This window comes from Streptomyces sp. NPDC088400 (assembly GCF_044753355.1).
GTDB lineage: Bacteria > Actinomycetota > Actinomycetes > Streptomycetales > Streptomycetaceae > Streptomyces.
This window is the reverse complement of the sequence record NZ_JBIVMZ010000023.1, coordinates 30616-43228: the sequence shown is the minus strand read 5'-3', so window position 1 is coordinate 43228 and position 12613 is coordinate 30616. Positions and strand designations below refer to the sequence as shown.

Here is a 12613-nt window from a genome sequence, read left to right as displayed (position 1 = left end):
GCAGGGTCGTGACGACCCCCGGGCCCCGCCGACTGTCGGACCGGCCCCCTACTATGCCTGTAGGTCGGGTGCGTTTGTGGGGCGGGTAGGGTGATCCAGCTGCCAAAGCCCTGGCCGGCCAGGGTGATCGGGACAAACTGGGGGGTTCTCCATCATGGCATCCGCGACGCAGACGCGGCCCGCCGCGGCCGCGCCGTCCTCCGCTGCCTCCCGGGCTCCGGCGGCACCCGGACTCACGGCGCGCCCAGGGCACTTCGGGCCGTTCCAAATGCAACAACTCGTACTGATCGAGGTCGCCGCGGCTCTGCTGCTGGTGGCGTGGGTGATCGACCCGCTGATGCTCGTCCCGGCGGGGATCCTCGCCGCGCTGCTGGTGCTGCTGGCCGTGCTGCGCAGACACCGGCGCTCGCTGCCCGAGTGGCTCTCCAGCCTCCTCGCGCTGCGCGCACGCGTGCGCAGGGCGGCCTCGCTGACGCTTCCCGCGGGTACGGAACCGGGCCTCGCGCCCGTCGTCGAATGCGACCCGGCGCTGCGTACGTACGCGTACAGCGACCGTGACCGTCGCCCGGTCGGGATGATCGGCGACGGTACGTTCCTGACGGCGGTGCTCCAGGTCGAGTCGGACACCACGGCACTGCGTCCCGACCGCTCCACCCGGCCGCTGCCCCTCACGCTCGTACGGGACGCGCTCGATGTGGACGGCATCCGGCTGGAGTCGGCGCAGATCGTGCAGCACACCCAGCCCGCGCCCGCCCCGCATCTGCCGCAGCAGTCGGTGGCCGCGCGCAACTACGCGCCGCTCCAGGCGCAGACCGGGTCGCCCGCGCTCAGGATCACCTGGATAGCGCTCAAGCTGGATCCGGAGCTCTGTCCGGAGGCGGTGGCCGCGCGGGGCGACGGCCTGCTGGGAGCCCAGAAGTGCGTGGTGCGGGCGGCGGACCAGCTGGCGAGCCGGCTGACCGGTGCCGGTTTCCGTACGACGGTCCTGACCGAGGAAGAGCTGACGGCGGCCGTCGCGATCTCGTCCTGCGCCAACCCGATGGCGATCGCCCAGGCGGGACGGGCGGAGACACAGCACCGGCGCACCAAGGAAACCTCGCGGACCTGGCGCATCGACGACCGCAGGCACACGACGTACTGGGTGGGCCGCTGGCCGCAGTTGGGCGGCGGCGGGGCCTCGATGCCGCAGCTGATAGCGCTGCTGACGTCGATCCCGGCCCTCGCCACCACCTTCAGCCTCACTCTGGGTCGCGGCGACCGGCAGGGGGTGACGGTCAGCGGGCACGTACGGATCACGGGGCGCAGCGACGAGGAGCTGGTGACCGCCCGCCATGAACTGGAGCGCGCGGCCCGCGGGGTGAAGACCGGGCTGGTGCGCCTGGACCGCGAACAGGTGCCCGCGATGCTCGCCACTCTGCCGCTCGGGGGTACCCGCTGATGTCCGTACCGACTTCGCACGCCGCCGCGCCCGGAGCGCCGGTGCCGGGGGGCATGCCGCCGGCCACGGGCACTCCGGTGCCCTCGCGTTCGTCCGCGCCCTCGTCCTCGCCGTCCTCCTCGTCGGCGGCGCCGGTCATGAGCGGCGGCAAGCCGCGGATCGGCTTCGGGCTGCGCGGGCCACGGCGCGAACGTCATTCCCTGTCGGCGGACCAGCTGGAAGCGCTCACGCTGCCGGTCGGTGACGACGGCGTGGTGATCGGTGTCGACGCCGGCAACAAGCCCGCCGTGCTCGGCATCAACCGGCCCACTCCGTACGACATCACACTGATCGGCGGCCTGTGGACGGCCCAGGTGCTGGCGCTGCGCACGGCCGCCACGGGAGCCCGGATCGCCGTCGAGACGGGCCGGGGTCAGACCTGGACCGCCCTCGCGCAGACGGCGGGCGGCGGACAGCCGTGCGTCACCCTGCACGACGTGGGACGGGTGCCGCCGCAGGGCGCCTCGGCCGGCAGTCCGGTGGTCGTGGTGCGGGACTGCGGAATGCGGCCGCCGCGCGGGCGAGTGGTGTCGGCTCCCTGGCAGTCGGTGATGACGCTGCTGCCGTATCTCAGTCCGGTGGCACCGCGGTTGATGGAGAAGTCGGGGCTCGTCGGCATCCAGCGGGTGTCGCCCGACGAGGCCCTGCAGATCGGCCGGATCATGAATCTGCCGCAGGCCGAGACCGAGGCACTGTCCACGCTGTCCGACGGGGTCACCCTGTGGTGCACCGCGCGGGACCGGCAGTTCGTGATGACCCAGGCGACGGACGCCGAGACCGGATTGTTGGGTAGCGCACGCCGGATGGACTGACACCGGGCCGAAGGGGCCGCGCGCGCCCGGCCTGTGTGGATTTCGACAGGATCTCATAGGGAGATATGCGGATTTGACCACTCCGCACCCGCACACTCCGCCCTGCCCCGTGCACGTGGGGGGGGGCGGGATGTGTCCCACCGACAGGCTGTTGACGAACCGTCCCGCCCTGACGTACCCGCGCCGTTGGCGATTAGGGTGGGTGTGGGCGCGGAAGCACAGACCTGTGGGCAAGCTGACCGCGTCGTCAAGGGAAGAGCCGGGCGGACCGGACGTACAGATTCGGTCGCCCCCACCCACCACGGCACAAGGGTGCTCGACCACACCAGGAGGCAAAGTGAACGGCGATCGGGACGAGAACCGCGGAGGCTGGAACCGGCCGCCCGCGGACGATCAGTCCGACGCGGAGCCCGAGATGACGGGTGAGTTCACCATCGACTACACCCCGCCCGCCTGGTACACGCAGAACGCGCCGGGGGACTCGTCCGGTGGTGGTACGCCGGTGCCACCGTCCTTCACGAACGCTCCCCCACCGCCGAACGGCGCGCCTGTCGCCGTGCCGGGGCTGCCCGCGGGCAGTGGTTACGAACCGAGCTGGGCGCCTGCGCAGCCCACTCCCCCGTCCTCGACCCACGCGCCTTCGTCCGCTCAGGCCTACCCGGCCGCTCACGCGCCTCAGGCCGCGCAGACGCCTCATGCACATCAGGCGCCTCAGGCACATCAGGCCGCGCAGATGCCTCAAGCCCCTCAGGCACCTCATCCCGCTCAGGCGCCGGACGCCTATCAGGTGGCGCCGCCGGCCGTTCCGGCCCCTTCCCCCGCTCCGCCGGTCGCCGGGACCTCGGACGCCACGTCCGGAGGGCCGCGGCCGTTCGGTGGCGGCGATGTGGAGAGCGGAGCGACCATGCGGTTCTCCCCGGCCGATCTCAAGCGGGAGATCACGGAGGCCGAGGCGGCGAGGAACAACGGAACGGGGACGCCGCCGGAGACAACCGGCACCGGTGGCTCCGGCGGGACCGAGAGCGGCGACGGCGCGGAGGCGCCCGGCGCGAGCGCCCCGTCCGTGCCGCTGCCCCTGCCGACGGACGACACGGCGGTGGCCGAGCCGTCCGCGTCCGCCGAGCCCGCCCCGTCCACCGCCCCCGTCGCACCCGTCGCACCCATCTCTTCAGCCGACGGTACGGACGGGGACACCGCCACGGGCACAGGTACAGGTACAGGTACAGGAACGGGAACGGGAACGGGAACGGCTGAGGACGAGGCACCCCTCGCGCCGGAGACCGAGGCCGGTCCGGTCGCCGAGACCGGCGCTCCGGCGCGGGCCGAGGACTCCGAAGCCACCCCGGACTCGACCGCGACGGTGGAGGACGACGAAGGCGACGGCGGCGAAGCCGCTGCCGGGGCCCCGGCCGACTCCGTACCCGTACAACCGGCCCCGGACGCCGCGCCCCAGGGCTCCACGCCCCAGGACAGCGGGCCCGCCGAGGAACCCCGGGACGGCGCCCCGGCCCCCGCGCCGGCGCAGCCCTGGTCGCCTCAGCCGCCCGCGCCCCAGGGCCCTGGTACCGGCTCCGGCTCCGCGCTGCCTCCGTTGCCGCCCGCCTACCAGCCGGTCGCGCCGACGCCCGCGCCGCAGTGGCCCGTACAGGCCCAGGGGGACGCCGGACAGCCCGCTCCCCCTCAGCCCCAGCCCGGACCCCAGGCGCAGCCGCCGGCCCAGCACCAGCCGACGCCGCCGAACGCGCCGCAGGCCCCGAACACCTGGCCGCCGCAGGGCGGTTACGGCTTCCCGCAGCAGCAGGGGCCGCCGCACCAGCCGGGTCCCGCGGCGGGTCCCCTGCCGCCTGTCGCCCCCGGGCCGGACGCGTCCGCCACGCCCCCGGGTTACGGCTTCCCGCACCAGCAGCAGGGTCCCGGAGGGCAGCCGCCCGCCCCTCAGAGTGGTTACGGCTTCCCTCAGCAGGCACAGCCCGGTCCGTACACACCCGCGCCGCAGCCGCCCGTCCAGCAAGGCGGTTACGGCTTCCCTCAGCAGCACGGGCTCCAGAACCACCAGGCACAGCAGGGCCAACACGGCCCCAACGCGCCCGCCCCGCTGCCTCCTCAGGCGCCCCACCAGCCCGGTCCCGCCTCCCCCGGTCTCCCCGCGCAGCAAAGCACGCAGGGGCACCAGGGCCCGCAAGCGCATCAGGGGCATCAGCCCCCGCAGGCTCCCCACGCGCCGCAGTCCCCGCAGCAGCCGGGGCCCGCGGGCCCGCCCACGGATCCCCGCACCGGTGCCGCCTGGCCCTCCGCCGTCTCGCACGACCAGCGCGAGCGTTCCGTTCCGGGCGCCCCGCTCGGTTACACGGCCGCCGTGGAGCTGTCCTCCGACCGTCTGCTGCGCAACAAGCAGAAGGCCAAGAGCAGCCGCGAGCCGAAGGGCGGCGCGCGCTTCAAGATCGGCGGAAAGGCCGCGGAGGCCGAGCGCCTGCGCAAGCTCGAACTGATCCGTACGCCGGTGCTCTCCTGCTACCGGATCGCGGTCATCAGCCTCAAGGGCGGTGTCGGCAAGACCACGACGACCACCGCGCTGGGGTCGACCCTGGCCACCGAGCGGCAGGACAAGATCCTCGCGATCGACGCCAACCCGGACGCCGGTACGCTCGGCCGCCGCGTGCGGCGCGAGACCGGGGCGACCATCCGGGACCTGGTCCAGGCGATCCCGTATCTGCACAGCTACATGGACATCCGCCGGTTCACCTCGCAGGCGCCGTCCGGGCTGGAGATCATCGCCAACGATGTGGACCCGGCCGTCTCCACCGCGTTCAACGACGAGGACTACCGGCGGGCGATCGAGGTCCTGGGCAAGCAGTACCCGGTCATCCTCACGGACTCGGGTACCGGCCTGCTCTACAGCGCGATGCGCGGAGTGCTGGACCTCGCCGACCAGCTGATCATCATCTCGACGCCCTCCGTGGACGGCGCGAGCAGTGCGTCGACCACGCTGGACTGGCTGTCCGCGCACGGATACGCCGATCTGGTGCAGCGGTCCCTCACGGTCATTTCCGGGGTCCGCGAGACCGGCAAGATGATCAAGGTGGACGACATCGTGCACCACTTCGAGACCCGCTGCCGCGGAGTGGTCGTCGTACCGTTCGACGAACATCTCGCGGCCGGTGCCGAGGTGGACCTCGACATGATGCGTCCCAAGACGCGCGAGGCGTATTTCAACCTGTCAGCGCTGGTGGCCGAGGACTTCGTACGGGCCCAGCAGGCACAGGGGCTGTGGACCGCGGACGGCCAGCAGCAGCCGCCGCACCTCGCGCCGCCGATGCCCGGCCCGGGCCAGCAGCCGGCGCAGGGTCAGCCGCCGTACGGACAACCGCCGTACGGCCAGCCGGGGCAGGGACAGCCGTACCCGCCCCAGCAGCCCGGACATCCCCAGCAGTACCCGCAGCCCGGACAACCGCAGCAGCCCGGTCCGTACCCCTACCCGCCGCAGCAGGCCGGGCCGGGGTCGCACCCCGGACTGCAGCAGGGCTGGCAGCAGTCGCCGCCGTCCCAGGCGCAGTCCCCCGCGAGCCCGGCCGGCCCGCCTCCGGGACAGACCGGCCAGAGCGCGTACCCGCCGTACGGTCAGCAGCCACCGCCGGGGGCGCAGCCGGAGCAGCCCGATTCGCAAGGTTCTGTCCCACCACCCGGATGGCCGCGGCAGCAGCCCCCACCAGCACCGCCAGCGCCTCAGCAGTAGGGCATCAGAGGTAGAGACCAATGAGGGGCCGCACCGTCTTCACGGTGCGGCCCCTCAGCGCATTCCCGCAGACCACAAGCGGTTTGACAACCGTTGACTCGCCCGGCGCGCGCTGATAAACCTTCGCTTCACCAGTTCGTGAATCAGTGTCAACCTGGCTTCTCCGTGCGAGTGATAACACGAGGTCACCGTCCCATGGTCGAAAGAGTCTTCCCGCGCACTCCGAGCCCCCGCCGGCAGGCCGTCCGGCAACGCCCCCGCCTCCGACTGCTCCTGGCCTCCGGTGCCGCCTCCGCCGCGCTCGTGGCCGGAACCGTGATCCCGCTCGATCCGCTGCTCCCCGCCCCTCAGCAGGCCCAGGCCGCCGTCGGTAAGGCCGCCGACGGCAAGAAGGTCCTCACCGTCGCGGTCAGCCAGAGCATCGACTCCCTCAGCCCGTTCCTGGCGCAGTCATTGGTCAGTACCAGCGTCCACCGGCTGGCGTACGAATACCTGACCAATTACGACCCCAAGGACGCGCACGCGGTCCCCGGGTTCGCCACCGCGTGGAAACCGTCCGAGGACAAGCTCACCTGGACCTTCACCATCCGCGACGACTCCACCTGGTCGGACGGCCGGAAGGCGACCGCCGAGGACGCGGCCTGGACCTTCAACAAGATGCTGACGGACCCGAACGCGGCCACCGCCAACGGCAGCTTCACCGCCAACTTCAAGAAGGCCACCGCGCCCGACCCGCAGACACTGGTCGTCGAGCTGAAGAAGCCTCAGGCCACCATGACCGCCCTCGATGTGCCGATCGTGCCCAAACACATCTGGGAGAAGGTCGGCGACTTCTCCAAGTTCAACAACGACAAGAAGTTCCCGATCGTCGGCAACGGACCGTTCGTCATCACGGACTTCAAGGTCGACCAGTACGTCAAGCTCAAGCCGAACAAGAGCTTCTGGCGGGGGGCGCCCAAGTTCGACGAGCTGGTCCTCAAGTACTACAAGGACGGGGACGCGGCCGTCGCGGCGCTCCAGAAGGGCGAGGTGTCCTTCGCCTCGAACCTCACCCCGGCCCAGGCCGCCGCGCTGAAGAGCGCCCCCGACATCAAGGTCAACGACGCGCCGGGCCGACGCTTCTACGCCCTCGCCACCAATCCGGGTGCCCGGTCGAAGGACGGCAAGAAGTTCGGCAACGGCCATGCCGCGCTGAAGGACCCCGCGGTGCGCAAGGCCCTCTTCCAGGCCGTCGACCGGAAGACCGTCGTCGACAAGGTCTTCCAGGGCCACGCCGTCGAGGGCCAGGGCTACATCCCGCCGCGGTTCGGCTCGTACTTCTGGCAGCCCTCGGACACCCAGCGGATCGCGTACGACCCGACCGCCGCGGCCCGGACGCTCGACCGGGCCGGTTACCGGAAGAACGGCGGCGGTAAACGCCTCGGCAAGGACGGCAAGCCGCTCGGCTTCCGGATCCTCTGCCACGCCACCGACCCGAACGACAAGGCCGTCGGGAAATACCTCCAGGAATGGTGGGGCAAGCTCGGTATCGGGCTGAAGGTCGAGTGCCTCGACAATGTCTCCGACCCCTGGCTCGCGGGCGACTACGACCTGGCCTTCGACGGCTGGTCCGTCAACCCCGACCCCGACTATGTCCTCTCCATTCATACGTGCGATTCGCTGCCCGCGACGCCCAAGGACAGCGGCGCCACCGACAACTTCATCTGTGACAAGAAGTACGACGACCTGTACGCGAAGCAGTCGCAGGAGTACGACACCGGCAAGCGCGCGGCACTCGTCAAACAGATGGAGTCCCGGCTCTACGACACCGGATACATGAATGTCATGGCCTATCCGAACGCGGTCGAGGCGTACCGTACCGACCAGATCAAGTCGATCACGACGATGCCCGAGGCCGCCGGCAACCTCTGGGGCCAGGACGGCTACTGGAGCTGGTGGTCCGCGGTGCCGGCCGAGAGCGACGGCAGCTCCGACAGTTCCTCCTCGACCGGTGTGGTGATCGGGATCGGGGCCGCCGTCGTGGTCGTCGCCGGGATCGGCCTCTTCGTCATGATGCGGCGCCGTTCCACCGCGGAAGACCGTGAATAACCCATGAGCACCGCAGACACCTCCGGTGTGGTGCGGGACGCCGTCGACGGCCCGGCGAAATCCGGGCCGTCCGGCGCCACCACCCGAACCGGATCCGGTAACAGAACCGCCTATCTGGTCTATGTGGCGGGCAAGTTGGGCGGCGCGGCCGTCTCGCTGTTCGCCGTTCTCGTCACCAGCTTCTTCCTCTTCCGGATCATCCCCGGTGACCCGGTCAAGGCCATGACGCATGGCGCACCGACGTCCGCCGAGCAACTGGCCACGCTGCGCAGGCAGTTCGGGCTCGACCTGCCGCTGTGGCAGCAGTTCACCGACTACTGCGGCAAGGCGCTGACCGGTGATCTCGGCACCTCGTACCAGTTCCACGCGCCGGTCGGTGAGCTGATCGCCCAGAAGGTGCCCGCGACGCTGCTGCTCACGGGCGCCGCCGTGGTGATCTACTCGGCGCTCGGCCTCTGGCTCGGCACCCGCTCCGCCTGGCACAACGGCGGGCTCGGCGACCGGCTCAGCACCGGTGTGGCGCTGACGCTCTGGTCGGTGCCCGCCTTCTGGCTCGGGCTGCTGCTGATCATCGTCTTCTCGGTGGGCATCGGCCCGGTCCCCGGCATGTTCCCCACCGGCGGGATGGAGTCCGGCGATTCGTCGGGCTTCGGCTACGTCATCGATGTGGCGCACCACATGGTGCTGCCGGTGCTGACCCTGGTCGCGGTGGGATACGCGCAGACGCTGCTCGTCATGCGGTCCTCACTGCTGGACGAGATGGGCAGCGACTATCTGACGACGGCGCGGGCCAAGGGGCTGCGGGACGACCTCGTACGCCGTCGGCACGCCGTGCCCAACGCGCTGCTGCCCACCGTCACCATGGTCTTCATCAACCTGGGCCATGTGGCGGGCGGTTCGATCCTGGTCGAGACGGTGTTCTCCTGGCCGGGGCTCGGCGGGCTGTTCTACCAGGGGCTGAGCGTGCCCGATCTGCCCCTGGTCCAGGGGCTGTTCCTGGTCTTCGCCGGCACGATGATCGTGATGAACCTGCTGGCCGACCTGATCTATCCGCTGCTCGACCCCCGGGTGGGCCGATGACCTTCGCGAAGACACCGGAATCCCCGCCCGAGAGGCCTGAGGGGTCTGAGGGGCCTGAGGGACCCCTGCCCGAAGAGCCACTGCCCGAGAAGCCGCCGCCGTCCGCGTCCTCGTACGCCTGGGCCCGCCGACGCGGCTCGGTGACCCGCTTCTGGACGAACTACCGCGCGCACCGCGCGGGGCTCTTCGGCCTCGCCGGACTCGCTCTCGTCGCGCTGACGGCCGTCTTCGCGCCGCTGCTCGTCGGCGGCGACGTACAGAGCGTGACCAACGCACCGGGCAAGGCCCTTCAGGCGCCCAGCGGCGCGTTCCCGCTCGGTACGGACCAGTTCGGGCGGTCGCTGCTGGGACTGCTGGTCTGGGGCTCCCGGATCTCACTGACCGTCGGACTGCTGGCCGCCGCGCTGTCGGTGGCCATCGGCACGCTGGTCGGCATCATCGCCGGGCACTACGGCGGCTGGTTCGCCACGGTGGTCATGCGGATCACCGACTGGTTCCTGGTGATGCCGACGCTCGTGCTGGCGATCGTGCTCGCGACGGTCATGTCCCGTTCCATCTGGACGGTGATCCTGGCGATCGGCGTCACCAGCTGGCCGACCACGGCACGGCTGGTCCGCGCGCAGACCATCGCCGTCGAGTCCCGCCCGTACATCGAACGCGCACGGGCGCTCGGCGGCGGCCACCGCCACATCATGAGCCGCCACGTGCTGCCCAATGTGATGCCGCTGGTCCTCGCCCAGACGACGCTCGGCATCTCCAGCGCGATCCTGACGGAAGCGACGCTCGCCTTCCTCGGCCTCGGTGATCCGACCATCGTCTCCTGGGGCGGCATGCTCCAGGACGCGCGTGAGGCGGGCGCGGTCTCCTCCGGGCACTGGTGGTACCTCGCACCGCCCGGCCTCGCGATCGCGTTCGTCGCGCTCGCCTTCACACTCTGCGGCCGTGCGATCGAGGCCGTGCTCAACCCGAAGCTGGGGGTGTCCCGTTGAGCCCGCAACCGACCAGCCTGCTGGAGATCAAGGACCTGCGCGTGACGTACGGCTCCGGGGCGTCCGCCGTCCCCGCCGTACGGGGAGTCAGTCTGGCCGTCGAGTCCGGCCGCAAGCTGGGCATCGCCGGCGAGTCGGGCTGCGGCAAGTCCACACTGGCGCTGGCGCTGCTCCGGCTGCTGCCGTCCTCCGCGAAGCTGACCGGCGAGATCCTGCTCGACGGTGAGGACGTCCTCACCATGAAGTGGGGCCGGCTGCGCGCCGTACGGTGGGCGGGAGCCTCGATCGTCTTCCAGGGCGCGATGCACTCGCTCAACGCGGTGCACCGGATCGGGGACCAGATCGCCGAACCGGTCCTGCTCCACCGGCGCACCACCCCCGCCGCCGCCCGCGAACGGGCCGTGGAGCTCCTCGAACAGGTCGGTCTCCCGGCCGCACGCGCCGACGCCTACCCGCATGAGCTCTCCGGCGGACAGCGCCAACGCGTGATGATCGCGATGGCCCTCGCCTGCGATCCCCGCCTCATCGTCGCGGACGAGCCGACCACCGCGCTCGATGTGATGATCCAGGCGCAGATCCTGCGGCTCATCGAGCGGCTGGTCGCCGATCAGGGCATCAGCCTCCTGATGATCAGCCACGACCTGGCCGTGCTCTCCGACACCTGCGACCGGCTGGCCGTGATGTACGCCGGCCGGATCGTCGAGGAGGGCCCGGCGCGGGAGGTCTACGACGCGGCGGAACATCCGTACGGCCAGGCGCTCTCCGCGGCCTTCCCGCGCATCGGCGACCTCGCCTCGCGCCGCGCCCCACGCGGCCTGCCCGGCGACCCGCCGGACCCCTCCGCACTGCCGCCCGGCTGTACGTTCCACCCCCGCTGCCCGATCGCACTGGACGACTGCTCGCGGGAGGACCAGGAACTACGGGACGCGGGACCCGGCCGTCGCGCGGCCTGCGTACGGGTCGGCCCGACGGTCCTGACGCAGCCGTCGGCGGCGTCCCCGGCCGCGGAGCCGCAGCTGTGACGGCCGCGCGTCATCTCCCCGCCACGGCCGTCGGCCGGCCACGCCCCAGGAGCCACCCATGACGACCACTCCCCCGGCCCCCCTGCTGTCGGCCGCCGAACTCAACGTCACCTTCCCCGGCCGGCGCGGCGCCCCACCCGCCCGTGCCGTCGACGGCGTCGATCTCGACATCGCCGCCGGGGAGATCGTCGCCCTGGTCGGCGAGTCCGGCTGCGGCAAGACCACACTGGCACGGGCGCTGCTCGGACTCGTACCGCCCACGACCGGACGCGTCACCTTCGCCGGTGAACCCCTGGAATACGGCTCCCGCGCCCTCAAGGCGTACCGCAAACGCGTCCAGTTGGTGCTCCAGGACCCCAGCGGCTCCCTCAACCCGCGCCACACCGTGTACGACGCGGTGGCCGAGGGGCTACGGATCCACGGCTACCCGGGCAACGAGCGCGAGGCCGTCGCGGAAGCCCTGTCCCGCGCCGGGCTGCGACCGCCGGAGCGGTTCTTCCTGCGCTACCCGCACGAACTCTCCGGCGGCCAGCGCCAGCGCGTCGTCATCGCGGGCGCGCTCGTCCTCGAACCCGAACTCATCGTCGCCGACGAGCCGGTGGCCTCCCTGGACGCCTCTGTACGGGGAGAGATCCTGGCGCTGTTGCTGTCCCTGCGGGACGAACTCGGCCTGTCCGCACTGGTGGTGACGCACGATCTGGGACTCGCGTGGAACATCGCGGACCGGGTGGCGGTGATGTATCTCGGCCGGATCGTGGAGACGGGCCCGGTCGAGGACGTCCTGACGTCTCCTCAGCATCCGTACACCCAGGCGCTGTTGTCCGTCCTCCCGGAATCCGCCGAGCCCCCGGTCGTCCTCACCGGCGAACCCCCGGACCCGGCTCGCATCCCGAGCGGCTGCCGCTTCCACGCGCGATGCCAGGTGCTGGCGTCGGGGGAGGCGGAGCGGGCGGGGGTCGCGGAACGGTGCCGTACGGGGGAACTGCCGGTGCTGGGGGGTGGGGCGGGGGCGGCGGTGGCGTGCCACGTCGCATCGTCGCGGGCGGGGGCCTGAACGATGCGGTGTCGCCGTCCGGCGGGGGTGCGGGGCGGTGTGTGGTGGGTGCGGGGCCCGGGGCCTCCGGAGGCGCATGTCCGGACTGCATGATTTACGCCGCGTGCGGGTGTGTTTTGCGGGTGCGGGTCCGTAAGCGGCACAAATCACGCTCTACGTCCGGACACGTCACCTCCTACGACCCCGACCCCCTCCCGCCAGTTCCCCGCCTGCCGCCCGGTGGGGCATCCCCGTCCGCCGCCTGCCCGGTGACGCGTGTGAGTGAGGGTGCCGCCCGCCTCCCCCACCCACCCCGGCGCGCGAGGGGAGTTGGTGACGGGCGGTGAAGGGGGTCGCGCAGGGGTCGTGTCCGGAACGT

Annotated in this window: 8 protein-coding genes; all 8 read left to right on the top strand. The window is 71.6% G+C overall.

Translation table 11 applies throughout. From position 1 onward, the window contains the following. Positions 1–154: 154 nt before the first annotated feature. The 8 genes from eccE (at position 155) to ACIQD6_RS34895 (ending at position 12255) form a co-directional block, all read left to right on the top strand. Positions 155–1438 carry a type VII secretion protein EccE gene (gene eccE / locus ACIQD6_RS34930; protein WP_401890731.1) on the top strand — a complete coding sequence of 428 codons (1284 nt, stop codon included), beginning with the start codon at positions 155–157 and terminating at the stop codon, positions 1436–1438. A 137-nt stretch (positions 1439–1575) separates the two neighbouring features. Continuing rightward, positions 1576–2289, top strand: a complete 714-nt coding sequence (locus tag ACIQD6_RS34925; protein ID WP_401890796.1) for a hypothetical protein — start codon at positions 1576–1578, stop codon at positions 2287–2289. Positions 2290–2626: 337 nt separating this feature from the next. After that, on the top strand, positions 2627–6022 hold the full coding sequence (locus ACIQD6_RS34920; RefSeq protein ID WP_401890729.1) for an SCO5717 family growth-regulating ATPase: 3396 nt from the start codon (positions 2627–2629) through the stop codon (positions 6020–6022). 195 nt (positions 6023–6217) lie between these two features. Beyond that, positions 6218–8110, top strand: a complete 1893-nt coding sequence (locus ACIQD6_RS34915) for an ABC transporter substrate-binding protein (protein WP_401890727.1) — start codon at positions 6218–6220, stop codon at positions 8108–8110. Between the two features lie 3 nt (positions 8111–8113). Further along, positions 8114–9190, top strand: a complete 1077-nt coding sequence (locus tag ACIQD6_RS34910; protein WP_401890724.1) for an ABC transporter permease — start codon at positions 8114–8116, stop codon at positions 9188–9190. Continuing rightward, on the top strand, positions 9187–10179 hold the full coding sequence (locus tag ACIQD6_RS34905; protein WP_401890721.1) for an ABC transporter permease: 993 nt from the start codon (positions 9187–9189) through the stop codon (positions 10177–10179). Before ACIQD6_RS34910 ends, ACIQD6_RS34905 begins: the two co-directional genes overlap by 4 nt. Next, positions 10176–11201, top strand: coding sequence for an ABC transporter ATP-binding protein (locus tag ACIQD6_RS34900; protein WP_401890719.1), 1026 nt, complete (start codon positions 10176–10178; stop codon positions 11199–11201). The genes ACIQD6_RS34905 and ACIQD6_RS34900 overlap by 4 nt, the downstream gene beginning before the upstream one ends. Positions 11202–11259: 58 nt before the next feature. Continuing rightward, complete coding sequence (locus ACIQD6_RS34895) at positions 11260–12255, top strand: ABC transporter ATP-binding protein (protein WP_401890716.1); 996 nt, start codon at positions 11260–11262, stop codon at positions 12253–12255. Positions 12256–12613 lie beyond the last annotated feature (358 nt).